28 protein-coding genes are annotated in these 24,083 nt (G+C 63.2%); 16 read left to right on the top strand and 12 right to left on the bottom strand.

Annotated elements, in window-relative coordinates; all coding sequences use genetic code 11:
- Window positions 1-2: 2 nt before the first annotated feature.
- Entirely contained in the window at window positions 3-542 is a 540-nt protein-coding gene (locus tag KJP28_RS05870) for a lipocalin family protein (RefSeq protein WP_218391552.1), read from the bottom strand.
- 135 nt (window positions 543-677) lie between these two features.
- Between KJP28_RS05870 and KJP28_RS05875 the strand changes: the two genes are divergently transcribed.
- Entirely contained in the window at window positions 678-1,448 is a 771-nt protein-coding gene (locus KJP28_RS05875) for a hypothetical protein (protein WP_218391556.1), read from the top strand.
- Between the two features lie 85 nt (window positions 1,449-1,533).
- Here KJP28_RS05875 and KJP28_RS05880 read toward each other — a convergent pair whose 3' ends face one another.
- The 4 genes from KJP28_RS05880 to KJP28_RS05895 are packed head-to-tail and all read right to left on the bottom strand — an operon-like array spanning window position 1,534 to window position 4,040.
- On the bottom strand, window positions 1,534-2,124 hold the full coding sequence (locus KJP28_RS05880; RefSeq protein WP_218391559.1) for a hypothetical protein: 591 nt from the start codon (window positions 2,122-2,124) through the stop codon (window positions 1,534-1,536).
- Window positions 2,121-2,804, bottom strand: a complete 684-nt coding sequence (locus tag KJP28_RS05885) for a hypothetical protein (protein WP_218391563.1) — start codon at window positions 2,802-2,804, stop codon at window positions 2,121-2,123. Before KJP28_RS05885 ends, KJP28_RS05880 begins: the two co-directional genes overlap by 4 nt.
- The gene (locus tag KJP28_RS05890) at window positions 2,797-3,540 is read right to left on the bottom strand and encodes a MotA/TolQ/ExbB proton channel family protein (RefSeq protein ID WP_218391573.1); all 744 of its coding nucleotides are present in this window, start codon (window positions 3,538-3,540) and stop codon (window positions 2,797-2,799) included. Before KJP28_RS05890 ends, KJP28_RS05885 begins: the two co-directional genes overlap by 8 nt.
- An 8-nt stretch (window positions 3,541-3,548) precedes the next feature.
- The gene (locus KJP28_RS05895; protein WP_218391578.1) at window positions 3,549-4,040 is read right to left on the bottom strand and encodes a thermonuclease family protein; all 492 of its coding nucleotides are present in this window, start codon (window positions 4,038-4,040) and stop codon (window positions 3,549-3,551) included.
- A gap of 94 nt (window positions 4,041-4,134) precedes the next feature.
- Here KJP28_RS05895 and KJP28_RS05900 point away from each other — a divergent pair, with 94 nt between their 5' ends.
- Window positions 4,135-4,884 (top strand): pentapeptide repeat-containing protein, encoded by a 750-nt coding sequence (locus KJP28_RS05900; protein ID WP_218391582.1) that lies wholly within the window; start codon window positions 4,135-4,137, stop codon window positions 4,882-4,884.
- Window positions 4,885-4,886: 2 nt separating this feature from the next.
- Here KJP28_RS05900 and KJP28_RS05905 read toward each other — a convergent pair whose 3' ends face one another.
- The 5 genes from KJP28_RS05905 to KJP28_RS05925 form a co-directional block, all read right to left on the bottom strand.
- On the bottom strand, window positions 4,887-5,621 hold the full coding sequence (locus KJP28_RS05905; protein ID WP_218391586.1) for a hypothetical protein: 735 nt from the start codon (window positions 5,619-5,621) through the stop codon (window positions 4,887-4,889).
- A 4-nt stretch (window positions 5,622-5,625) separates the two neighbouring features.
- Complete coding sequence (locus KJP28_RS05910; protein WP_218391587.1) at window positions 5,626-6,141, bottom strand: c-type cytochrome; 516 nt, start codon at window positions 6,139-6,141, stop codon at window positions 5,626-5,628.
- Between the two features lie 80 nt (window positions 6,142-6,221).
- Window positions 6,222-7,958, bottom strand: a complete 1,737-nt coding sequence (locus KJP28_RS05915; protein WP_218391588.1) for a pyrroloquinoline quinone-dependent dehydrogenase — start codon at window positions 7,956-7,958, stop codon at window positions 6,222-6,224.
- A 305-nt stretch (window positions 7,959-8,263) separates the two neighbouring features.
- Window positions 8,264-8,863 (bottom strand): hypothetical protein, encoded by a 600-nt coding sequence (locus tag KJP28_RS05920; protein ID WP_218391589.1) that lies wholly within the window; start codon window positions 8,861-8,863, stop codon window positions 8,264-8,266.
- A gap of 457 nt (window positions 8,864-9,320) precedes the next feature.
- Window positions 9,321-10,328, bottom strand: coding sequence for a LysR family transcriptional regulator (locus KJP28_RS05925; protein ID WP_218391590.1), 1,008 nt, complete (start codon window positions 10,326-10,328; stop codon window positions 9,321-9,323).
- Between the two features lie 346 nt (window positions 10,329-10,674).
- Between KJP28_RS05925 and dusA the strand changes: the two genes are divergently transcribed.
- Window positions 10,675-11,664 (top strand): tRNA dihydrouridine(20/20a) synthase DusA, encoded by a 990-nt coding sequence (gene dusA, locus KJP28_RS05930; protein WP_218391591.1) that lies wholly within the window; start codon window positions 10,675-10,677, stop codon window positions 11,662-11,664.
- A 91-nt stretch (window positions 11,665-11,755) separates the two neighbouring features.
- Entirely contained in the window at window positions 11,756-12,955 is a 1,200-nt protein-coding gene (locus KJP28_RS05935) for a DUF2235 domain-containing protein (protein WP_218391592.1), read from the top strand.
- Here the strand turns inward: KJP28_RS05935 and KJP28_RS05940 are convergent.
- Window positions 12,952-14,100 carry a cytochrome-c peroxidase gene (locus KJP28_RS05940; RefSeq protein WP_255552184.1) on the bottom strand — a complete coding sequence of 383 codons (1,149 nt, stop codon included), beginning with the start codon at window positions 14,098-14,100 and terminating at the stop codon, window positions 12,952-12,954. The two genes, KJP28_RS05935 and KJP28_RS05940, sit on opposite strands and share 4 nt — an antisense overlap.
- A gap of 272 nt (window positions 14,101-14,372) precedes the next feature.
- On the opposite strand from KJP28_RS05940, the gene KJP28_RS05945 reads away from it, so the two are divergent.
- Together KJP28_RS05945 and KJP28_RS05950 are read left to right on the top strand one after the other, a co-directional pair.
- Window positions 14,373-14,873, top strand: a complete 501-nt coding sequence (locus tag KJP28_RS05945) for a hypothetical protein (RefSeq protein WP_218391593.1) — start codon at window positions 14,373-14,375, stop codon at window positions 14,871-14,873.
- Between the two features lie 67 nt (window positions 14,874-14,940).
- On the top strand, window positions 14,941-15,282 hold the full coding sequence (locus KJP28_RS05950; protein WP_218391595.1) for an ArsR/SmtB family transcription factor: 342 nt from the start codon (window positions 14,941-14,943) through the stop codon (window positions 15,280-15,282).
- An 8-nt stretch (window positions 15,283-15,290) separates the two neighbouring features.
- Here the strand turns inward: KJP28_RS05950 and serS are convergent, their stop codons facing one another.
- Window positions 15,291-16,583, bottom strand: coding sequence for a serine--tRNA ligase (gene serS, locus KJP28_RS05955; protein ID WP_218391596.1), 1,293 nt, complete (start codon window positions 16,581-16,583; stop codon window positions 15,291-15,293).
- A gap of 519 nt (window positions 16,584-17,102) precedes the next feature.
- Here serS and yajC point away from each other — a divergent pair.
- From yajC to KJP28_RS06005, 10 genes are all read left to right on the top strand, one after another.
- Window positions 17,103-17,435 (top strand): preprotein translocase subunit YajC, encoded by a 333-nt coding sequence (gene yajC / locus KJP28_RS05960; protein WP_218391597.1) that lies wholly within the window; start codon window positions 17,103-17,105, stop codon window positions 17,433-17,435.
- Between the two features lie 36 nt (window positions 17,436-17,471).
- The gene (gene secD / locus KJP28_RS05965; protein WP_218391598.1) at window positions 17,472-19,139 is read left to right on the top strand and encodes a protein translocase subunit SecD; all 1,668 of its coding nucleotides are present in this window, start codon (window positions 17,472-17,474) and stop codon (window positions 19,137-19,139) included.
- A 1-nt stretch (window position 19,140) separates the two neighbouring features.
- Entirely contained in the window at window positions 19,141-20,109 is a 969-nt protein-coding gene (gene secF / locus KJP28_RS05970; protein ID WP_218391599.1) for a protein translocase subunit SecF, read from the top strand.
- Window positions 20,110-20,859 carry a sulfite exporter TauE/SafE family protein gene (locus KJP28_RS05975; protein WP_218391600.1) on the top strand — a complete coding sequence of 250 codons (750 nt, stop codon included), beginning with the start codon at window positions 20,110-20,112 and terminating at the stop codon, window positions 20,857-20,859.
- A gap of 83 nt (window positions 20,860-20,942) precedes the next feature.
- On the top strand, window positions 20,943-21,296 hold the full coding sequence (locus tag KJP28_RS05980; RefSeq protein ID WP_218391601.1) for an Mth938-like domain-containing protein: 354 nt from the start codon (window positions 20,943-20,945) through the stop codon (window positions 21,294-21,296).
- Entirely contained in the window at window positions 21,296-21,919 is a 624-nt protein-coding gene (gene ccmA / locus KJP28_RS05985; protein WP_218391602.1) for a heme ABC exporter ATP-binding protein CcmA, read from the top strand. The genes KJP28_RS05980 and ccmA overlap by 1 nt, the downstream gene beginning before the upstream one ends.
- Window positions 21,916-22,572, top strand: coding sequence for a heme exporter protein CcmB (ccmB, locus tag KJP28_RS05990; protein WP_218391603.1), 657 nt, complete (start codon window positions 21,916-21,918; stop codon window positions 22,570-22,572). Before ccmA ends, ccmB begins: the two co-directional genes overlap by 4 nt.
- A gap of 52 nt (window positions 22,573-22,624) precedes the next feature.
- Entirely contained in the window at window positions 22,625-23,398 is a 774-nt protein-coding gene (gene ccmC / locus KJP28_RS05995) for a heme ABC transporter permease CcmC (protein ID WP_218391604.1), read from the top strand.
- Window positions 23,391-23,546, top strand: a complete 156-nt coding sequence (gene ccmD, locus KJP28_RS06000; RefSeq protein WP_218391605.1) for a heme exporter protein CcmD — start codon at window positions 23,391-23,393, stop codon at window positions 23,544-23,546. The genes ccmC and ccmD overlap by 8 nt, the downstream gene beginning before the upstream one ends.
- Window positions 23,546-24,073 carry a DsbE family thiol:disulfide interchange protein gene (locus KJP28_RS06005; protein WP_255552185.1) on the top strand — a complete coding sequence of 176 codons (528 nt, stop codon included), beginning with the start codon at window positions 23,546-23,548 and terminating at the stop codon, window positions 24,071-24,073. Before ccmD ends, KJP28_RS06005 begins: the two co-directional genes overlap by 1 nt.
- Window positions 24,074-24,083 lie beyond the last annotated feature (10 nt).

Consider the following 24,083-nt stretch of genomic DNA (forward strand, 5'->3'; position numbering starts at 1 on the left):
CCTCAGGGCGCGTGCGGCACCGTTTCTATCAAGTCCGTACGATATCCTTGCGCGACAAGAGCCTGCCGCGCCGTGTCGAGTGCAGCAGCGTCCGGGGTCGCCTCGCGCGACCAGAGAAAGCCGATCTCGCCGCGCGGTGCGCCAAGGACGAGAAGGCCGGCCTCCTCGTCTTCCCAGAGCACGATCATGGGCAGGTTGCCGATCTGCGGCAGCCGGTTCAATCGCGCCACGAAGACCCCCGGCGACAATTCGACGATAATCCCCTCGATGGCGAGGACCGAGCCTTCGAGCCTGCCCACATGACAGTTGATCTTCAGTGTCAGCCGGCTGTCATCCCGTTCCTCGATCCGGACCGTGGTGCCGTGGCAATCCCGCCCCAGCATGGTCGGGGTCCGTGCCACCTCGAACCAGTCCCCCAAGAGGCGGCTCTGCTCGAAGGTCGTTAGGGCGATCAGGGGCCTGTCGATATTACGGACCTGTTGCGCAAAGGCAGGGGCCGCCACCAGCACTGCCAGGCAAATGCACAGATTCCGCAGGAACATGCCTGTCTTCTCCTTCTTTTTCCCGATCACAGGACGATCCGGCCAAAGCATGCAATGTCTATGGTTCAATACTGGTTATCGGTTATTCCAATTCCCGGACCGCATAGTCTTCTTTGGAACGAAACCGGAGACCACATGCGAATCTGGCAAGGCCTTGTCACTCTCAGCCTGATCCTCACGGCCGGGCTGGGGCTTCTGATCATGTCGGGTCATGCACGCGATCTCCTGTCTCCGGGGTTGCAGGCGGAACTGCATGTGCAGGACTTTCCATTGCCGCCCGACATGGGGGTCGATGCGAACCGCGTGGCGGACTTCATGGCGGGCGAGTTGCAGGACCGCATGGAGACAGACATCGCGATCCGCCTGACCATGGAGCCGAACGTGGCCGAACAGGTCAGGACGGTGGTTCTGCCGCGGCTGATGAATGTGGTCGCGGTCCGCACGATGTTGCGGGAAGTCCCCGAACTGTCGGAGCTTCTGGACCTCGAGGCATTTCGGTGGACGGTCAGCGGCACGGTCCGAAGCCGGTCTGCGTCCGAAGATGTCGCACTGACGGTGCCGGGCGCGCTCTTGGCGACGGTGGATGGAACGCGGGTTCCGGTCACCACGACGTCGACCGGCATGACAGCTCTGGAGCTTGGATCAATGGCTGCCGGGGAAAGCCGAAAGATCGTTCTGTGGCTGGAAGAGAGCGCGGGAGGGGTCGACCTTGGCCGTGCGATCCAGCTTGGTGCGACTGAAGGTGAGCGCGGACGCGTCCTGCTTTGGGGAGACACGGGCTGGTTCGGCGCCGATGTCGAGGCGCTGCGCTGGGGACGCTGGGTTGTGGGCGGTGTCCTTGCAGCGGTCCTATTGTTCGGGCTGGCGGGCGCGATGCTGCCTTTTCTGAGCCGGCGGAACGCCTGACCCTATTGCGAATGTGTAGCCACGCGCTATCGACCGTGACCCCTGATAATATCTCTATGGCGCCACAAGGGGCAGGGCCGGGCGATCATTGCGGCTTCTCGGGCGTGACCGGCGCTGGCGCCGTGCCGAAGGTCAGGACCGACGGGTCGAACATGTAGAACCTTTGGCCCACTGAGGCGGAGCCGGTCGGCTGCCCGTCGGAGATTTCGCCCTCGATTTCCTGCGCAAGCGCCTCTGCTGTCGCCTCGGGGAGGGTCTCCTCCACATCGACGGTCCCCTGAATGTCTTCGCCCGCAGCGATGTCTCCCATCACCTCGTTGATCTTGATGCGCAGGTCCTCGGAATAGGGAAGCTGGTAGGCGCGCGGCTGCCCCACGGGATAGTTGTCGCTGTCGAGCTGCTGAAGCCACAGGAACACCCGGCCGGATTCGCCCTGGAGCTGATTGGGTTCGACAATCTCGGCCCAGAGCATGCGAAAACTCGGCGGGATCGGACCGTCCGACGGCATGCCGCGCAATTCGCCGACCGCATCGAATGTCAGCGGGATCAGCGCGATGGTCGCCGCTGTCGCCAGGCCCTTGAAGACCCAATGGAGCCGGGACAACAGGACAAGATAGGCCAGAAAGGACACCACCAGCGCATAAGCCGCCGTCAGGGTAAGGATCGTGAGGGTCATCGCTCTATCACCCGTCCGGTCGTGGCATCAATTCGCCCGCCTTGATCGTTCCCGCCGGGCCTGTCGCCGGTTCCTTTTCGTCCGGATCGGGTCAATTCCACGAGGCTTCGGGGGGTATTCGTGACATTCTCGACTTCGTTGCCCGCGAGCGTGAAACGCACCGCCGTCACCTCATCTCCCGTGCCCCGCAATTCGAGTGTCTGGTAGAAGATCACCTGGACCGAAGGGTTCAGCTTCTCGACCTTCACTTCCACCGGAAGGGCCGCTGAACCATTGGCGATGTAATGCACGATGTTGACGATGTATTCGCCGTCCTGGAGGCCGCGAAACGCCACGGTTTCCTGATTGAGCGGGTTTTCGATCTCTTCGTTGTTGAGAAGGATCACATCCTTGAACATACCCCTGTCGTCCCGTTCAAGGTGCATCAGCCCCGCTTCGCGCTGGTTGTACCAGACGATACTGCCGGCCGGGTCCATCACGTAGGTATCCACATCGTCGGGATTCTTGTCGGGCCATGTCACGGTGATCATCATTTCGGCCTTGGGGTCGATCTTGCCCTCGTCGGCAGCCGGATTGATCATTGCGAACGAGATGAAGAACATGAAGGTGATGGCCTTCAGGGCATTGAACAGGAGCGCCGAAAAGATTTCGAAGTCCGGTTCGTGCTCTTCTTCAAACATCGCGTTCCGCCTGGGCAAGATGCGGCAGAAGCGAGACTTCGGTGAAGCTCACCGTCGTCTGGCTGAGATCGGTGACGAGAGCGTCGGCGACATTGTATTCGAGCCGAAGGAGAATGCCGCCAATGAGCCCCGCGATCGTCGTCAGAAGCGACACCGCCATGCCAGCGATCATGTCCTGCAACGCCTCGCGAAGGGTCTCGACGTCGAAATTCGCCATGTCGCCCATAGAGTTCAGCATCATCACGAAGCCGACCATCGTGCCGAGCATGCCCAGCTTGTAGAGCAGGTCCGCGCCGTAGGTGCCCACCTTGGTCCGACGCCGGAAGCTTGCGCCAAGGCTCATCATCAGCATTTCGGCGTCGCCTTCCGTTTCCGATGATTTCCGCCGGGCGCGGATCAGGTCTGCGACGTAGGTGTCGACCAGCCCGCCGCCTTCTGGCGGCTCGGGCACAGCAGAACTTTCAGCGAGCCGGGCTTTCCAGTGCAGGGCGCGGCGGTATTCATGCGACAACTCCACCAGGATCCACAGGCAATGCGCCGAAAAGCCGATATAGAGAACCGCGATCAGGATCGTGATCCGCGACCGGTCCGCACTGAACAGGTAGGTCAAGAGCCCGTAGTCGTAGGACACGACGCACCCGATCGTTATCAGCGCCATCAGAAGCGCCCATTTCAAAACCGCATCATAGGCCCCGTCTCGGCCCGGCGTCAGGATTGCGTCGGCAAGCTGCGTCATTGTCTGTCCTACCTCAAACCGCCCGGTGTTTCGCGCCGGCGAAACTCCCATGGCTCCTCGAACGTGGCGCCGGGCTGCCAGAGCCCGGCTCCCGCCGTGATCGCTTCGGCCATCTGGCCCATATAGGCGTCGGTCTGTTCCGCGAAGGCGAGGGCAAGGCCCGCTCTGACCATCTCCGCGTTGAGATCCTCGCCCCCGCTTTCGCAAACGCCATACTGACGCCCCAGCGGGTCAGGTTCGCCGTGAAAGCGGCAAACCACCTCTCCTCTGCCCGCAAGGAGCTGGAGTTTGCGGAAGGCCACATCGTAGCAGCCCCAGAATTCGCCGTTCAGCCGGCAGGTCTGCGGCCGTTCCGGCGCGTCGATCCCCCAGAGAATGACCCGCTGATTGCCGAAGCTCAGGACGTCGGCGTCGATCACCTCGGCCATTCCGCGGATTTCGCCTGCCTCGGATTGTGCGCGGACCGGGCCTGCCACGGCAAGGCCGAACAGGGCGCTCATTGAAAAGGCCAATATTGTGAATTTGCGAAAACGGGAGATGCGGCCGTTATCAGGGGTCATGGGCAATCCAGTTCTAACAAGGGGGAAGCCGGGAATGCGGCTCGTATTGGCGGCGGTCTTGGCGATTGGTGCGGGACCGCTTCAGGCGGACCCGGTCGCAGACCTGATTGCAGGGTTGCGCGAAGAGTGCCGGGGCTGCGACTTGCAGGGCGCCGATTTCAAGAAGGCCGATCTTGCCGGTGTCGATCTGACGAATGCGGATCTGACCGACGCCACGTTTCACCGCGCCAATCTGCGCGGTGCAATCCTCGAGGGTGTGACGGCGCGTGGCGCGAATTTCAATCTGGCCGATCTGACGCAGGCTCTGATGACGGAGGGCGATTTCACCCGGGCCATGTTTTACGGTGCGAAAATGTCGGGCGCGGACCTCAGCGGTGCCGATCTGACAGAGGCCCGGATGCAGACCGCGCGGTTGACCTCCGCCAAGCTTCCCGGTGCGGTGCTGGACAGAACGCTCCTGCGCGAAGCCGTCGCGAACAACGCTGACTTCGGCATGGCTTCGATGGTTCAGACCAATCTCAACGGCGCGCGTCTGGGGCGGAGCGTTTTCGACGGTGCAACCATCTCCTATGCAGGTTTCGTTCAGGCCGAGGCGAGTCGCGCGAGTTTTGCGAATGCGACCATCACCTACACCGATTTCTACGGCGCGGACCTGCGCCGTGGAAGCGTCGCTGGCGCGACCTTGACCGGGAACCGGTTTACGACCGCTGCAACCCGCGAATTGGATTTCGACGCGGCGACCATGGCCGAAAACCTCATGTCGAATGGGCGAATGCAGAACTGAACTCATGGCGCCGCCGCGGGGGCATAGGGTGACAGAACCTCCTCGAAGCGGGTCTGGCTTTCGAAATACCCGGTATTGATCTCTTGCGTTTCGATGTTTCTCGCCTGTTGGCCGCGTTTGCGCAGATAGGTCGCCTCGAGTGCGATCCGGGTGCGGCCATCGGGTGAACGCGCCGTGCACAATTCATGGACGAACTGGTTGCCAACCTTCTGTTCACCTTCCCGCAAGGGAACGTCAGTGCAGTCGAGCGACCACTCCCCGAAGCGACCCTTGAAATTGCGGATCAGGGTGAAGGCCGTGCGGCGCACCATGTCCGCGACCCGGTCATCCGTCACGACCCGGCGGCCCTGAACCACGCCGTCCGGATCGACAAGCACCGACACGATGACCGGATGCGCGTAAACCGACGTGCCCCCCTGAAGCGCCTTGTATTCAAGCTCCAGCGCACGGGCGATGTAGTCCTGTTCATCATCGTAGGAGAACTGGACCTCGCGCAGGCCGGACTCTTCGGGGGTGCAATTCATGAAATCCGTAAAGGAGCCGAGCTCCCGGCCCGGTGGCCCGCCATTCGTGCCGCAGGTGATCTCGCCGACATCGGAATCTGGAGCCTGCGAGATCGGTTCGCCCAGAACCACATCCCAGATCGAGAAGGCGGGAAGGACCTTGTCCTGCCCGAACGCCCCCTGGGCGGACAGGACGAGGCAGAGTGCCGCGCTGAAATACCTGGGTATGCTCATCGGATCACTGGAGGCTTGAACAGGCATGCGCTGACGGGTTGTCGTAGAATTCGGTACATTCCTCGAATGTCGGTTCGCCTCGGCCGATGACGTAGGTTTCGAGATAGGCCACCACGTTGGCCACGTCCCGGTCGCTGAACGTCTTGCCGCGCTTGGGGGCGGCACCGGGGGCAAAATCATCAAGGTCCATTCCGAAGCAGCGGCCGTCGCGGTAGGCGGCCCTGTCGTGAAAGGGCATCGGGCTTTCCGGCCGGCCGCATCCGATCACTTCGATCAGGGCCTCCGTGTCCAGAGGGGTCTCGCGCAGATTGGGTCCGACCGGGGCCTGAAGATTGGTCCCGGACTTTCCGTCTCCGGCCCAGCCGTGGCAATTCCCGCAATACCCGACCGACCGGTAAACGACTCTGCCGCGCTCCGGGTCGCCTGCCTGTTCTTCTGCCGACTGGGCGTGCACGGGTGGTGCGACGAGGGCTAGCATGAGGGCGGCAACGGGGATCGTCACATTGGTACTCGAGGACATGGAATCTCACTGTCCGGGCCGGGGATTGAAGGTAGAAAAGCCGGGCAGCCGAAGCTGCCCGGCACGGGTCTTGAAGGTCATTACCCTTCGAGAGCGAAGACCCAGAGCATGTTGGCCGCCTGCATGTTGGACAGCTCAGGTGCCAGACCACCGCCGACACCAAGGCCACCGCCGGTGATCGCGACATATTGCGTGTCACCCACCAGGAAAGTGATCGGTGCGGCCGAGAACGACGTCCCCACATTCATCGACCACAGCTCTTCCAGGGTCGATGCATTGTAGGCGGAGAAGGTCCCGTCCATATGCCCGGCCCAGAGCAGATCGGCCGAAGCCATCACGCCACCGTACATCGGGTAGGTCGTGTTGAGCGTCGCCGCGATGGTGTTGTCGGACACGTTGACCGCGTTGATCGACCCGGTCTGTTCACCGCTGTTCACGCCAGCGCCGCCGATGAAGATGTTCCCTGGGAGCACGTCATCGGAGTCGACTTCCCGAACCGACAGATCGGAACACCCTTCGATCCCGCCGGCATAGGCAAGCCCGAGTTCGGGGTTGTAGGCCGTCGGGAAGAAGTTGGTGCCGCCCTGGATGTTCGGGCAGGTGGTGGCCGTATCGCCGGCGCGGGTGATCGCCCCGATCGCGTAGGTCTGCAAGTCGGCTTCCGGGTCGTATTCGATCGGCTTGCCGGTCTTGGCGTCGATCCCTTCGGTCCAGTTTAGATTGCTGACATAGGTGACCGAGTTGATGTAGGCACCGCTGTTCCGGTCAAGCGTATAGAAGATGCCGTTCCGGCCGAAGCGGGCCATGACCTTGCGATCCTCGCCGTCGATATTGGCCTCGACGAGAAGGGCGGGGCCGACCTCGTCATAGTCCATGTAATCGCCGGGCGTGTACTGGAAGTACCACGCCATCTCGCCCGTATCGGCATCGAGCGCGACGGTCGAGTTGGTATAGAGGTTGTCGCCTGGCCGGTACTCTGGGTCATACATCGGAACCGGGTTGCCGGTTCCCCAGAACACGAGGTTCGATTCCGGGTCATACGAGCCCGCGACCCAGGCTGCGCCACCGCCGGTCTTCCAGCAATCCGGGTTTCCGGTTTCTTCGCAGAGCCAGGTTTCGGAGCCAGGCTCGCCCGGTTCCGGGATCGTGTAGAAGCGCCAGATTTCCTCGCCCGAATTGGCGTCAATCGCGGCGATCCAGCCGCGGGTTGCCCAGTCACCGTAGGACTGACCGACGATGATCTTGTCGCCGATCACCTGGGGTGAGTTGGTGAAGCCCTCGCCAACCTCGGTCGCAACCTGCGCATCCCAGACCACGTCGCCGGTTTCGTTGTCGCAGGCGACGACGCGACCGTCAGGCAGCACGCTGATCACGTTGTTGCCCGATAGCGCAAGGCCACGGTTCGCCAGAAGGATGCCTTGGCTCGGATCCTTGTCGATCCCGGTGTCACAGACCCAGACCGGCTTGGCGGCGGTGCCGCTCGTCAGGTCGAACTTGTATGGCGTGCCCCACGGATCCGACAGATAGATGAAGCCATCGTCGGCAAGCGGGGTCGTTTGCATGGCGCCAATGCCGAAACCGGCGGGCTCGGCGCCGCCGATCGGCGCCGCCATGACCAGGCGCAGGCCTTCGACGTTGCTCGAGTTGATCTTGTCGAGCGGCGAGAACCTGTTCAGGTCATAGGTCTTGCCGACCATCAACCAGTTGCCGGCTTCCTCCTCGGATCCGGCCGCAAGCAGGCGCTCCGGTGTCACCTCGGCGTGGGCCATGCCCGACGCTGCGGCGATGAGCCCTGCGTAGATGTAGTGCGATTTCATGTTTAGCCTCCCTACCTTACATGAATGTAGACGTTGGTTCGCTCATGCTTGCACCATTGATTAATGGATATTCCTATGAGCAATATTGGTTGTGCAATGCTGCGCCGTCGGCCTGTTGCGCGGCGAGTGAGTCGGCCTGCGAAATTTCCGATACTGCGATCGCCCAAAACCCTCCAAGAGGCCCAAAACGACAACGACCCCGAGGAAGCCCCGGGGTCGTGCTGACCCGACGATTGTCGGTCAGTTTCGGATCGTAATGGTCTATTCGACCGTACGGAATGGCATGCGCCGACGCCGGTGCGCCATTACTTGCGCCATTCGCGCAGGAAGAGGAAGCGGATGATTCCCAGGGCGACCAGCGCCACGCCGGCATAGAGGGCATACCAGTAGCCGACCTGCAAATCCGAATCCATCCGGACCTTCCGGTGCGACGTGGGGTCCGTGTAGTCCGACCGGCCGATGAAGTTCATCTCCAATCCCGAGGCGCGCATGTCGCCGATGTAGTAGGCCAGCCCCACGGTGATGAGGTAGGAGAGGCCGACAACAATGATCAGCGTTGTCGCAAGGGGCAAGCGGACGGGGCCCAACTTGAATTTCTTGTTCACGAAGAGGCTGACGAGCAGCGCGAGCATCGCGACGCCGAAATAGGTCCACACGAAGGGTTTGAAGAAGCCGGGCATCTCGTAGAGGGCCGGATCGGAGGCCATCCTGACCGGACCGACAGCATCGATGCCCCAAGGATGAAGCACAAGGTCGTCCGTTCCCCGAATGGTTGCGATGTCCGCGATCCACCAGGGTTGAAACCATGAATAGACCATCAGCGCCGCCGCCACCACGAGCAACAGGCGGAATATCCAGGTCAACACCCCACCACCAACAGTCCAAGTCGCTTCTGTATTCGCCATCGTTCCTCCCATTGCCCGCGGGTCTGTGACCTGCAAGCTTCCTCCCAGTCCAATGAAATCATATGGTTATTCGCCGAAATCACCGATCTCGCGCTCTTGAACCGTAACAATCAGTTTTTTGCGGTCAAGCCACGCTGGTCCTCTCGATGCGGGCCTGCGGAGGGCAGGCTGGGTGCAGGTGAAGGGATCCGGCGGCGCGCGGAATGTGCGGTCCTTCCAGCGCGTCCTGATAGACCGGAAACCTCCTGACGCGAAGTTGTCCTAAAAAATGTATTTCAAATCAGACATTTGCCGAACATCTTCGCGAGCCCTACCGATCACCCGCCGAACGCACAGACGGAGTGGCAGGGCGTAAATCGTGTCCCGCGGAGCGCGCGCCTGACGGCGCCTCTCGTCATTTCGTCGAGTGCCAATATTGTATATTGGGAAAACGAATTGCGACGAAAACGGCAATCCGTCACATTGCGATTTCGCTGAGAAGGCCATCGGGCACAGGCAGTTTTTCGAACCGCCGGACGGTGCCGGGATCGCTCAGGGTATCGTCGACATAGTTGCAGAGCCGGGTCTGGAAATCGAGAAACGGCCGTAGCGAGGTCAGGTGCCGCGGCATGATCAGAACAGCGTCCCGCCCGATCATTTCCAGATCGTACAGCCGGAGTTGGTCGAGGGTCTGTTCGGTGAGATTCGGAAGAAGCGAGGTCGGGCAATGGCAGGTCGCGAGTCCGGCTGCCACGATGTCCACCGCGACCTGATGGGTAGAGGCCCGGAAGAACGGGGCCGAGCCGGGCAGGTTGTCACGGTACCAAGCCTGGGTCCTTGTGCCCCACGGCACGCCCGCGCTGACTTCGACATGGCGATTGAGGGCGTGCGCTTCGTTGCTCGACATGCTGCGATTGATCAGCGCGTTTGTCACCTGTTCGGTGGGAATCGAAGCCGGCACCGCCCAGACAATCCGGTCATGAAACAGGGGGCGAATCGACAGCGTGGCCTTGTGATCCTCGACATTCGCCGCGCTGACGACGCCACAGTTGATCTGGCGCGTATCAATCATTTCGACGATTTCCTCGGAATTGATCGCGAACACATGTTCGAACCGCGTGAAGCGGCCGATCTCGACAGCGATCTTTGCTGCGGCCTCGGTGAACCGTCCGCGCAGCGAGGGCGTTGCCCCGAATCGAAGCAGGATCTGGTCTTTCGTGTAGCTCTGGGAATGCTCGGTCTCGTATTCCTGCCTGCGGTTCAGTAGATCGCGGGACGCTCGAAACCAGTGTTCGCCGGCCGGCGTCAGTTCGACGGTCTGGCCACGCTTTCGATATATCAACTGGGTTCCAAGCTCTTCTTCGAACTTGGCCAGTTGCTGTGAAATCGTTGGCTGGGACAGACCGGTCAGGCGGGTCGCCTTACTGATAGATCCTGACACAACGACTGCGTTCAGCAGCTCCAAGTACCGGAACGTAATGTTCATTGCGGTTCCACCTCCTCCTGTTCCATCATATCTATATTTAGTATTGGAAAACAAAATCTATAATATCAGACATTGGAAAATGCTATTCTTGAAGGGGCCTTTCGCCGTGTCACCGATTGCACGGCCGCTCGCGGGCCGTCCCGCGCCGGGGCCGCTGGCCACGCGCGTGATCCAGTCTTGCGACCCGGTTCCAGCGAGTCTCGGACGTGAGATCGAAGGCGGTCGCGCCTGTGTTCAGCTATTTGCCTGTCTCTGTACAGGGCAGGGTGGCCGAAATTACGACGTATCCGTATTGTGCCCGCCGGAGCGCCGCCCCACATGGTGGCGACCCCAAGGAGATCGCTGAATGCAATTGAACGCAGTCGATACGGCAGCCCGTCTTTCCGTCGCACCGATGATGGACTGGACGGACCGCCATTGTCGCATCTTTCACCGTCTCATGAGCCGCGAGACGCTGCTTTATACCGAGATGGTGACCGCGCCGGCGTTGGTGCGGGGTGGGGCAGTGCATTTGCTGGACTATTCGCCCGAAGAGCATCCGGTCGCGGTGCAATTGGGCGGATCGGACCCGGAGGAGTTGGCACAGGCCACGAAGCTCTGCGTCGCGCATGGCTATGACGAGGTGAACCTGAACGTGGGATGCCCGTCGGACCGCGTGCAATCAGGCACCTTCGGCGCGGTCCTGATGAAAGATCCGGGTCTCGTCGCGGAATGTGCGTCTGCGATGATCGGTGCTGCCGACGGCGTCGAGGTGACGGTGAAATGCCGGATCGGCGTCGACGATCAGGACCCGGTGGTGGTGCTGCCGAACTTTCTCGACCGCGTGACGGGGGCCGGTGTGCGCCGGTTCGCCATCCATGCGCGCAAGGCGTGGCTTCAGGGGCTGTCGCCAAAGGAAAACCGGGACATTCCGCCGTTGGATTACCCTTTGGTGCACCGGATGAAGGCGGAGCGCCCGGACCTCCATCTGTCGATCAATGGCGGCATCCATTCGCTGGACGAGGCGGCCCGTCATCTCGCGGCCGGTATGGACGGGGCGATGATCGGGCGCGCGGCCTACCATCAGCCGGCGGACGTCCTGATGACGGCGGACAGCCGGATGTTCGGCCGCCCCGATCCGTTCAACGATCCGCGTGACGTCGTGCGCGCGATGCTGCCCTATATCGAAGCACATGTGTCGGCAGGCGGAAAGCTCGCCCAGGTCACGAAGCATATGCTCGGCGTATTCGCGGGCCAGCCGGGTGCGCGGCACTGGAAGCGGGTGCTGTCGGAGCGGGCGCACAAGCCCGGCGCCGGGCCCGAGCTCGTCGAGGCCGCGATGATGGAGCTCGCCTGAGCGCCGTTTCGTCGCCTGGGGGCCAAGGCGACGTTAGCCCGGACTTGCCGCAACGGCACGGGGCCGCCATTCTGCGTTTCAGGAGGGCGGCATGAAACGTATCGCGATCTTTTGCGACGGGACCTGGAACCGACACGACGCCGTCGTGCCGACACATGTGGTGCGGCTGGCGCAGGCGGTTCCGTCGGTCGGATCTGACAATGTGCTTCAGGTGCCGATCTACCTGCCGGGTGTCGGGATCGGCCAGGGCGTGACCCGGGCCTCTCGCTTCACCGACAGGGTGTTCGGCGGGGCGTTCGGCTGGGGTTTGGACGACCGTATCCAGGAAGCCTATCGTCACCTCATCTTCCTGCATGATCCCGGAGACGAGATTTATATTTTCGGATTTTCGCGGGGTGCCTACACGGCGCGGTCGCTTGCGGGATTGATCCGCACAATGGGCATCCCGCCGAAGGATCGCACCGATCTCATCCCGGCGGCGATGGAACTCTATCGCAAACGCGGCGACCGCGAAGCGCGTGTCGAAGGCATTCGGACCTTTACGGACGACCCGCTCGAGAATCTGCCGCCATATCCCCATCCCGACAGCGCGATCATGATGCACGAACGCGCGAAGCTGTCGCCCGACACTCCCACGAGCGGTCTCGAACTCCTTTGGCGCGAACGGCAGGGCATGGCGGAACGCCCGCGCCTCCGGATCGCGTTCCTCGGGGTCTGGGACACGGTGGGCGCACTGGGCCTTCCGGGTTTTCTAGGCTGGATCAGCCGGGTGACAAACCACCGCTACGCGTTTCACGACGCCGATCTGTCGTCCTCGGTGGTGGCCGCGCGGCACGCGGTCGCGATCGACGAACGGCGCCGGCATTTTCCGCCCGCGTTGTGGCGCAACCTCGACGAACTCAACGCAAAGAGCGGCAGCCTGGCTTATCTCCAGCAATGGTTCCCCGGCAATCACCGCATATTGGGCGGCGGGGGAACGGTGCCGGAATTGTCGGCCTATCCGACCGAATGGATCGCCGCGGGCGCCAGCGCACAGGGGCTGACGTTCGACCCTGCGCGACTATCAGCGATTACCGCGATGAAGAATCCTACGGTGTCCGACGAGGGTGCGGCCCAACGCCCCGAACCGAACAACCTGTTCGGGATCATGCTGGCGGACCGGGAGTTGCTGATCGCGGAAGGGGATGAGGAGCCAAGGGTCGATCAGGTATCGGACGCGGCGCGTGAACGGGCGCGGCGCATGGGCTGGCGCCCACCGCCGCTTCTCCCGATCATCGACGAGATCGTCTAGTCCTCGAGCAAAGGCTCGTAGCGCGCGTCCGTCAGGGTTTCGAGAAACGCGACCAGCGCGTCGATGCGACGATCGTCAAGCGCCGGGCCGATTTCGAGTTCTTCGAGCGAGAGCGTCTCCGGCACCGGGGCCGGACCGAAGGGTGCGCCCGTCTCCGGGTTGATCTGGCGCGCGTCCGAGCGCGTGTTGTACTTGTTGTAAAACAGCACGACGGTGCGCAGATCCTCGAAGACGCCGTTGTGCATATAAGGCGCGGTGATCGCGACATTGCGCAGGGTCGGCGTGCGGAACTTGCCCGCCTCGGCGGGGTCGTCGAGGTGATCGCCGCCGCCCAGCCCCATATCGACGTACGCCGGGTCCACGCCGTTCTGCGCGCGCAAAGCGGTGTTCGTCGGCACCCCGATGTTGTGGAAGCTGTAATCGGTAAAGGTCTCTTCCGGGTCCATCTGGCTCGCGGCGAGCTTGTGACACTCGGCGCAATTGGTGAATTGCTGCGAGAAGAACAGGAGCCGCCCCAGCTCTTCTTCGTCCGTCAGTTCCGCTTCTCCGCGCAGCCAGCGGTCGTATTTGCTGTCGAACGGGGCGAAGGTCTCGGTCCGCTCGAAGGCGGCGATGGCCTGGGTCATCGCCGTATAAGCGGTCGCGGTGTCGTCCAGCACGCCGTCACCGAAGATTGCCGGGAAAGCCGCTTCGTAGATCGGATCCTCACGCAGTCGGGCGACGACGGCGGCTTCGTCTTTCATGCCCATTTCCAGAGGGTTGAGCGGTGGTCCGCCCGCCTGATCCTCCAGCGTTCCGGCGCGCCCATCAAGGAACTGGCCGCCGTGTGCGACCCCTTCGTCATCCACGAAAAACGATGGAGAGTATCTGGCATAGGCCGCAGTCGGGGCGTTGCGGTCGCCAAGCGATACGCCGTCATCGCCGGGCGACGCCATGCCGCGGGGGTCTGCGAAGGCATAGGCCGGGTCGTGGCAGGAGGCGCAGGATTGCGTACGATTGGCCGACAAGTCGGTGTCGAAAAACAGAAGCTCGCCCAGGGCTTCACGGGTTGCCGGCACATTGTCGCCATCCTGCCCAACAAGAGGCAGGGCGACTGCGCTCACGGCAAGAACGGCGCAGGACATGACAAAGGGAATCGGTCGCATGGTAACCTCGGTGTTTACCTGACCGTCTTGGTCAAGAATAGCCCGCCGAACCCTGACTTAAGTCAATTCCACGTGCGGAAAATGGTGAAAGGTGCCTTGTTTTCATGTCGCTGGGGCCTTCTGCACTGATAGGCATTGCTTATTCCGACAAAAATAATCAGAAATAGGGCGACCAGTCGGCGGCGACGCAAGCGGCCCATGAGGCCTTTGGTGGGCAAAGGCTTCGCCGGGACTTCGCTGAACGCAGCGCCGGGAAAGAGCAGGAGCGCAGAATGAGCGACGAACACGATCTGAACCGAAACCATGCAGGCCGGGGCTCGATCCTCGTCCAGGACGCCGGCTTGTCGGGTTCCGAGAAAGCTGTGCTCGAAATCATGCGCTATATCATGCTGAGCTTCGCGACCCCCGAGAGCCAGGGCTGGATCAGGGCGTTTCGGCGGGGATACGATTTCTGGCCCGAAACAGGGGCGGCTCACATGGCCATGTCGGTGTTCGCGATGGTGCAGTCGATGCGATGCGCACGCGGGTCCGAGTTTCGGTTTGCGAACCCCGACTGCAAACGCTGCGTCAGGTTTCTGACCCCGGACGAAAGCCGCTTCCTGACGGTGCTCGCCTGCGTGGGGCGCGGAGAGCGCAGCCGTTCGCACGCGGAGGCATTGATCCTGTGCGAAGGCCGCGACCCGGGAACCACGCTTGCGGCGGCGAGAACCCTCTCGGACCTGCTGGCGAACGACGGTGCAATCGCGCGTGAATGGCAGGCGGCGCGGCTCTGAGTGGACCGGGCGGCCCTATCGGCGCGTTCATGAAATCTTGCCCTTTGGGCGCCACGGAGGAAATGCCATGCGGCATGAACAAACGATCGAATCCGAAACTGGCGAGGCGGACCTCGCACCGCATGCCGAGGAAATCTCGGCGCTCATGCGGGTTCTGGGGCACGAAGGCCGGCTGATGATCCTGACCCATCTGCACGCAGGCACCAAGACGGTCGCGCAATTGCAAGACCTGGTGGGGGCGCCGCAGCCGGTGGTTTCAAGCCATCTGGCGCGGATGCGCTACGAGGGACTGGTGACGTTCGAGCGGCAGGGCAAGCATTCGGTCTACCGGCTGACGGACAGCCGGGCCAAGCGGCTTCTGGACCACATAAACGTCTTTTTCTGCAATGGCTTGCGGGATCACCTTTAATCGGTGCCTCAGGCCATTTCACCCTCGGCGCTGATGCGGGATTTACCGCCAAGATAGGGACGAATCGCCTCGGGAAGTGTCACCGACCCGTCGGCTTCCTGTCCGTTCTCCAGAACCGCGATGAGGCAGCGCCCGACGGCAAGGCCGGAGCCGTTCAGCGTATGAACGAACTCAGGCTTTGCGCCGGCTTCCGGGCGGTAACGTGCGTTCATGCGCCGGGCCTGAAAGTCGCCGGTGGTAGAAACGGACGAAATCTCGCGATAGGTGTCCTGACCGGGCAACCAGACCTCGATGTCATGGGTCCGGCGCGCACCGAAGCCGGTGTCGCCCGAGCACAGGGTCACGGTGCGGTAGGGCAGGCCCAGCCGTTCGAGGATATCCTCGGCGCAGCGCGTCATGCGCGCGTGTTCGGCCTCGGATGCGTCCGGCGCGGTGACGGACACCATCTCGACCTTCTCGAACTGGTGCTGGCGCAACATCCCCGCCGTGTCCTTGCCCGCCGATCCGGCCTCGGAACGGAAGCACTGGGTATGCGCAACGTAGCGGCGCGGCAGGTAATCGGCATCGACCACCAAGCCATTGACGATATTGGTCAAAGTCACCTCGGCGGTGGGGATGAGCCACCAGCCGTTGGTGGTCTTGTAGCTGTCCTCACCGAATTTCGGGAGCTGGCCGGTGCCGTACATCATCTCCTCGCGCACCAGCACGGGGGTGATGGTTTCGGTCAGGCCGTTTTCCTCGACATGCGTGTCGAGCATGAACTGCGCCAGGGCGCGGTGGACACGGGCGACGGCGCCGGACATGACCGCGAACCGCGAGCCGGAGAGTTTGGCCGCGACCTCGAAATCCAGCCCGTCCTGAACGGCGGGAATGTCGTAATGCTCGCGCGGGGTGAAGTCGAAGACGCGGGGGGTGCCCCAACGGCGAATTTCGACGTTCTCATCCTCGTCTGCCCCGTCCGGCACGTCGTCGGCCATCACGTTGGGCAGGCCCATGAGGTAGTCGGTCATCTTGGCGTCGAGCTCTTTCGCCTCGTCGTTCAGCGCCGCAATTTGTTTCTTTTTATCAGCGACTTCCGCGCGCAGGCGTTCGAACTCCGCCTCGTTGCCGGAGGCCTTGGCCGCGCCGATCGCCTTGGCCGCCTTGTTCGCCTCGGCCTGCTCGGTCTCGGCCTTCAGGATGGCGGCGCGGCGGGCTTCGTCCATCGCCAGAACCTCGGCCGACACACCCGACAGACCCCGGCGCGCCATGGCGGCGTCGAAAGCTTGCGGGTTGTCGCGGATCGTGCGGATGTCATGCATGGCCGTGGTCCTTCTGGGTCTGCGTTCTGGCGGGTTATGCCCGATTAACCCGACCGGGGCAAAGGGGGAAATCGGCGGAATTCCTTGCCACCCCGCGCGCCGGGTTACCCCGCCTATGGGATAGGTATGGCACACGTATGGAACGCGTATGGAACGCGTATGGATTTGGGTGTGGCTGGGGCGGAAGTTAACGGAACGGGGAGGGGCGTGCGGTGGGGGCTTTGGACCGGGGTGGGGCGGTAGAGGCGAGGCCCCGGGTCAAGCCCGGGGCGTGGGATGAGTGCGGTCGGGCCGGGGCGGTGAGGGGGAGTGAGGCCCCGGGTCAAGCCCGGGGCGGGTGTCGCTTTCCGTCCCGGATTTGATCCGGGACCTCTACTGCCGATCAGAGTCATGTGGCCAGGGTCACGCCTCCCCACGAAAACCCCCGGGCCCATTGCTTGCCAACATTGAGGCCCCCATATAGGGTGCGCGCCAGCTAAGGGAGGGCCGTCAGAGCCCCCATCATCAAAGGACACGCTTATGCTCGTATCGCCCGCTTTCGCGCAGGCCGCAGGCGCCCCCGCCGGGGGCATCCTGAACTCCATGCTCATCCCGATGGTCCTCGTTTTCGGGATCATGTATTTCTTCCTCATTCGCCCGCAGCAGAAGAAGGCGAAGGATGACGAGAAGATGCGCGAGGCGCTGCGTCGGGGCGATCAGGTGCTGACGCAGGGCGGGCTCATCGGCAAGGTGTCCAAGGTCAAGGACGGCGGCGAGATCGAGGTCGAGATCGCAGAGGGCGTCAAGGTGCGCATGACCCGGGCCGCGGTGCTTCAGGTCATGTCCAAAACCGAGCCGGCCGAGGCGAAATAAGCCCGTCCAAACGAACTCCGGCAGGGCAGGGGCCATATGCTGAACATCTCACTTTTCCGACGGATCGTGATTATCGGTCTGGTCGTGCTCGGTCTGGCCTATGCCATGCCGAACCTGTTCTATCCGCGGGTCGAAACGCATAACGACGCGGTTCAGGCGATAGAGCTGGCCGGGGGCGAGGCGAGCGAGGAGCTTGCCGCCCAACGGGCCGCGTGGCCGGAGTGGCTTCCGTCAAGCCTCGTCAATCTCGGGCTGGACCTGAGGGGCGGCGCGCATCTGCTGGCCGAAGTGCAGGTCGAGGATGTCTATGAGCAACGGATGGATTCGATCTGGCAGGAGGTGTTTCCGGTGCTGCGCGAAAGCCGCGCGGTGGTGGGGACGATCCGCAAGCTCGACACCGATGACGGGACGCTTCAGATCCGGGTCGGAAACACCGATCATATCGAAGATGCGGCCGAGTTGATCCGTGCGCTGGCGCAGCCGGTCATGACGATCACCGGCACGGGGGCGACCAATTTCGTGGTGTCCCACGAGGGCGACGTGATCACGGTGGAACTGTCGGATGCCGAGAAGCTGGCGACGGACGACCGGACGATCCAGCAATCGCTCGAGATCATCCGCCGCCGGGTCGACGAGGTCGGCACGCGCGAACCCACGATCCAGCGGCAGGGCGAGGATCGCATCCTGATCCAGGTGCCGGGGCTTGGGTCTGCGGACGAGCTCAAGGCGCTGATCGGGACGACCGCGCGGCTGACGTTCCAACCGGTGGTGAGCCGGACGCAGGATGCGGATGCGCGGCCCGGCGTGGGCAATGTTCTCTATCCGTCGATGGACGAGGAGGGCGTTTATTACGTGCTCGAGGACACGGCCGTGGTGTCGGGCGAAGACCTTGTCGACGCGCAGCCGAGTTTCAACCAGAACGGCCAGCCCGCGGTGAACTTCCGCTTCAATCCGCATGGTGCGCGGCTGTTCGGCGATTACACCAGCGCCAATGTGGGCAGCCCCTTTGCCATCGTTCTGGACGAGGAAGTGATTTCCGCGCCGCGGATCAACGAGGCGATTACGGGCGGTTCGGGGATCATCTCGGGCGCGTTCACGGTCGAGGAATCCAACAACCTCGCGGTCCTTCTGAGGGCCGGTGCCTTGCCGGCGGAGATGACGTTCCTCGAAGAGCGGACCATCGGGCCGGAGCTGGGGGCCGACAGTATCGAGGCGGGCGAGTTGGCCTCGCTCGTCGCCTTCGCGGGGGTGCTTTTGTTCATGGGGCTGAGTTACGGCTGGTTCGGGATCATCGCCAATGTCGCGTTGATCCTGAACGTTGGCATGATCTTTGGCCTTCTCTCCGCCATCGGCGCGACGCTGACCCTTCCGGGGATCGCGGGGATCGTTCTGACCATCGGTATGGCGGTGGACGCCAACGTGCTGGTCTTCGAGCGCATACGCGAAGAGACCAAGGCGGGGCGCGGCCCGGCACGGGCCATCGAGCTGGGTTACGAGAAGGCGCTGTCGGCCATCGTGGACGCGAACATCACAACGTTCCTCACTGCAGGTATCCTGTTCATCATGGGGTCCGGGCCGGTCAAGGGCTTTGCCGTCACGCTGGGCCTTGGCATCATCACGTCGGTCTTCACCGCGATCTTCGTCACACGCCTGATGGTGGTCATGTGGTTCGAACGCCGCCGACCCAAAACGCTGGAGGTGTGAGATGCGCCTGAGACTCGTTCCGCAAGAGACGACCTGGGATTTCTTCAAGCGTTCGAAGTTCACGCTTGGCTTTTCCGGCCTGATGGTCCTGCTGTCCGTTGTGGCGTTCTTCGCCATCGGGCTGAACTTCGGCATCGACTTCCGGGGTGGCACGACGATCCGGACCGAAAGTGTGGAACCGGTGGACGTGGGCGCCTATCGCGATGCCATCGCGCCGCTTGAGCTGGGCGACGTGTCGATCACCGAGGTGTTCGACCCGAATTTCGGCCCCGATCAGAACGTCGCGATGGTGCGTATCCAGGCGCAGCAGGGCGACGAGTCGATCAGCGTCGAGACCATTCAGGCGGTCGAAGATGCACTTAAGACGCTCGATCCCGAGATTACCTTTCCGAGCGTCGAAAGCGTCGGGCCGAAAGTGTCGGGCGAGCTTGTCATGACCGCGATCTATGCTGTGCTGGCGGCAATCGGCACCGTGCTGATCTATATCTGGCTCAGGTTCGAATGGCAGTTCTCGGTGGGCGCAGTGGCCGCGTTGATCCATGACGTTGTGCTGACCATCGGGGTGTTCTCGGTCCTGCAAATCCAGTTCGACCTCGCCACGATCGCCGCACTTCTGACCATCGTCGGCTATTCGCTGAACGACACGGTTGTGGTGTTCGACCGGGTGCGCGAGAATCTTCGGCGCTACAAGAAGATGGACCTCAGGGAGGTGCTCAACCTCTCGATCAATGAGACGTTGAGCCGGACGATGATGACGTCGGTCACGACGTTGATCGCGCTCATTGCGCTGTTCGCACTGGGGGGCGACGTGATCCGTGGCTTCGTCTTCGCGATGATCTGGGGCGTCGTGGTCGGGACGTATTCCTCGGTCTTCGTGGCCTCTGCGCTTCTGTTGCGTCTGGGGGTCAAACGCGACTGGTCCAAGCCGGACGGGGGCGCGGGCACACAATTCGCCGACGTGGATGCCTGAGTGAATGCGCTGGTCGAGGCCTGGGCGACCCCCGGCCTCGTCTGGCTGTGCCTGACATTCGTGATCGCAGGCGTGGTGCGGGGCTTTTCGGGCTTCGGCACCGCGCTCATATTCATGCCGGTGGGCACCATTTTCCTGACCGTCCCGCAGGCCATCGTCGCGGTGACGCTGACGGGGGTGGCGACATGGGGGCTGATCGTGCCGCGGGCTTTGCGCGAAGGCGACAAGGGCGAGGTCGGGCTTCTGGCGCTCGGGGCGTTCCTCACCGCGCCGTTGGGGGTGTGGTTTCTGACATGGCTGGACGGGGCGCTGTTGCGCTGGCTCGTGGCGGGCGCGGCGGCGGCGACGCTGGTCGCTCTGATCTCCGGCTGGCGCTACACGAGACGCGTGCCCACGCCGGGACTGGCCGCGGTCGGGGCGGCCGCGGGGGTTCTGGGCGGGACGACCGGGCTGACCGGCCCGCCGGTCATCCTGTTCTACCTCGCGGGGGCGGGCGGGGCCGCGAAAGTGCGCGCCAACACGATCCTGTTCCTCGCGGCGCTGGACGTGGGCATCATCGTCAATCTGGGCATCCGACAACTGGTCGGTTGGAGCGACGTGGCCCTCGCGCTGTGGCTCGCCGTTCCCTATTCGCTTGGGATCGTCGTGGGGCAGAGGGCGTTTCGACCGGACCGGGAGAAGACCTATCGCGCGATTGCCTATGGAGTGATCGCGTTGGCCATCGTCACGGGCTTGCCGGTGTTCCGGTGATCGAGTGACCGGGGCGAAGTGGTCGCAGGGCGGACCGCGCGGGAACGCTTTTCTTTTCGCCCTATTCAAGCTACCCAACGCGCATGGAAATGCATGAAGTCACATATGACGGCGCACAACCGATTGAGGGCTACGGCCCGGGTTTTTTTCGTGTCGCGGGGCAGGTGATCCGCGGGCCGATGCTGGCCACCGGGAAACGCGCGAAGAGCTGGGGCGGGCTCGATGATCTCGCAGCGCTCCTCGACCTCGCGGGAGAGGTCGACGTGCTGTTTCTGGGCACCGGGTCCGAGATGGATTTTGCGCCGAAAACCATGGCCGAACGTCTTGATGCGGCGGGGATCGGGGTCGAGCCGATGGCGACGCCCTCGGCCTGCCGGACCTATAACGTCACCCTGTCCGAAGGACGGCGCGTGGCCCTTGCGGTGTTGCCGATCTGATGGAGCTGCTGGTCGAGGGTCTGACCGTTGCGCGCGGCGGCGTGCCGGTGCTCGAGAACCTCGGATTCCGGCTTTCGTCCGGCCAGGTGCTTGTGCTGCGCGGGCCGAACGGATCGGGCAAGACGACGTTGTTGCGCACGCTCGCCGGGTTGCAGCCGCCGCTTGCGGGCGAGATCAGCCTGCCGCCCGAGGCGATCGCTTATGGTGCCCATGCGGACGGGTTGAAGGGCCAGTTGAGCGTCGCAGAGAACCTTGCATTCTGGGCGAGCGTCTATGGCACGCGGGACATCGAGCGCGCGCTTGTGGACATGAACCTCGTGGCGCTTCGGGATCGTCCCGCCGCCAACCTTTCGGCAGGGCAGAAGCGGCGGCTGGGGCTGGCGAGATTGCTGGTCACGGGGCGTCCGATCTGGCTTTTGGACGAGCCGACCGTCTCGCTCGACGCGGCCAGCGTGGCGCTTTTCGCCGATGCGGTGCGCGCGCATGTGGCCGCTGGCGGGGCGGCTCTGATCGCGACACATATCGACCTCGGCCTGGACGCCGCAATTTTCGACGTGACGCCGTTCAAGGCCGATCCGGACGCGACCGCCGGTGACGGCGCATTCGACGAGGCGTTCCTGTGATCGCGCTTCTGATCCGTGACCTGCGCCTGACGTTCCGGGCGGGCGGGGGCTTTGGCCTCGGGCTCGCGTTCTTTCTGATCGTCACGGTGCTGGTGCCATTCGGTGTCGGGCCGGAAAGCGCACTCCTTGCCCGGATCGCGCCGGGGATCCTCTGGGTGGGGGCGCTGTTGGCCTGCCTTTTGTCCCTAGACCGCATTTTCCAGCTCGATTTCGAGGACGGGTCGCTCGATCTGCTCGCAACCGCGCCGGTTCCGATGGAGGGTGCGGTGGCCATGAAGGCGCTCGCGCATTGGCTGACCACGGGTCTTCCGCTCACGCTGGCCGCGCCGTTCTTCGGCGGGCTCATGAGCCTGCCGACCGCGGGCTTTCTCTGGGTGTTCGTCACGCTTCTGATCGGAACGCCCGCCCTGTCGATGATCGGCACCTTCGGCGCGGCGCTTACGGTGGGCCTGAAACGGGGTGGGCTTCTTCTGAGCCTTCTGGTCCTGCCGCTCTACATCCCCACGCTGCTTTTCGGGGCCGAAACCGCGCGGCGGGCGATCATGGGGATGGAGTATGCGCAGACCTTCGCGATCCTGGCCGGGGTCAGTGCCGGGTCCATCGCGATCCTGCCGTTCGCGGCGGCTGCGGCAATCCGTATCAATCTGCGATAATGTGATCCGGTTTTCCTTGCCCGGAGGCGACTTCACACATAGGAAACTGCGCATGGAAGATACGCGTGTCAGACAGCACAACGACCGGTGGAACTGGTTCTGGGCCTGGGCCAATCCGGTCAAGTTCATGGCCTGGACCGGCAAGGCGCTTCCGTGGTTCATCGGGCTGACGCTGATTACGCTTGTCCCCGGCCTGATCTGGGGCTTTTTCTTCACGCCGGAAGCCGAAGGGTTCGGTTCCAGCGTGAAGATCATCTACGTCCACGTTCCATCGGCTTTCATGGCGATCCAGGCCTGGGGCATGATGGTCGTCGCTTCGCTGATCTGGTTGATCCGCCGCCACCATGTCGGCGCGCTCGCCGCAAAGGGTGCGGCGCTTGTGGGGCTGACCATGACCGTGATCGCGCTCATCACCGGGGCGATCTGGGGCGAGCCGATGTGGGGAACCTATTGGGCGTGGGATCCGCGACTGACATCCTTCCTGATCCTCTTTCTGTTCTATATCGGATACATGGCGCTCTGGGCCGCGATCGAGAACCCGGACACTGCCGCCGATCTGACGAGCGTTCTGGCGATCGTGGGGAGCGTTTTCGCGTTTCTCAGCCGCTATGCCGTGAACTTCTGGAACCAGGGGCTGCATCAGGGCGCGTCGCTGTCGCTCGACAAGGAAGAGAACGTGGCGGACGTGTTCTGGCAGCCGCTCGTCCTGACGCTGGTCGGGTTCGGCTTGCTGTTCGTGGTGCTGGTGCTGGTGCGCGCCCGCACCGAAGTGCGCAAGCGCCGGGTGCACGCGTTGATGACCCGCGAAAGGATGCGCGATGCTTGAGCTTGGCAAATACGCAGGCGCTGTCCTGTCGTCGTGGGGCGTCACGCTCGGGTTGATCGGACTTCTGGTCGCGGTCAGCTGGGTGCAGGCCCGCCGGGTCAAGGCTGCGCTGGATGCGGCCGAGGCGCGGCGCAAGGGAGGGGCGTGATGCGTCCTCTGATGATCCTGCCTCCGCTTTTGTTCGCCGGTCTTGCGGCGCTGTTCCTGTTCGGGATGAACCGGGAAGGGGGCGACGCGCTGGAAAGCACCCGCGAAGGCGGAGTGGTGCCGGAGCTGACGACGACGGCGCTGGCCGATCAGCCGGAGTTCGACCGGGACGTGTTGCTGGGCGACGGGGTCAAGCTTGTGAACTTCTGGGCCAGCTGGTGCGCGCCGTGCCGCGCGGAACATCCGCAACTGGTCGCGCTGGCGGACGAGGGCGTGGCGATCTATGGCATCAATTACAAGGACGAAGCGCCCAAGGCGCTGGGATTCCTGGATGAACTCGGCAATCCCTATCGGGCGGTCGCAGCCGACACCGAGGGGCGCACAGGGCTTGACTGGGGGCTATACGGTGTGCCGGAGACCTTCGTCATCGACTCCGACGGCGTGGTGGTGAAACGATTTGCCGGGCCGATCACCGAGCAGATCCTCGAGACGATCATACGCCCGGCGATGGAGACCGCCGCCGAGTGAGGTCTGGGCG

The sequence above is a fragment of the Maritimibacter dapengensis genome (assembly GCF_019218265.1).
Lineage (GTDB): Bacteria > Pseudomonadota > Alphaproteobacteria > Rhodobacterales > Rhodobacteraceae > Maritimibacter > Maritimibacter dapengensis.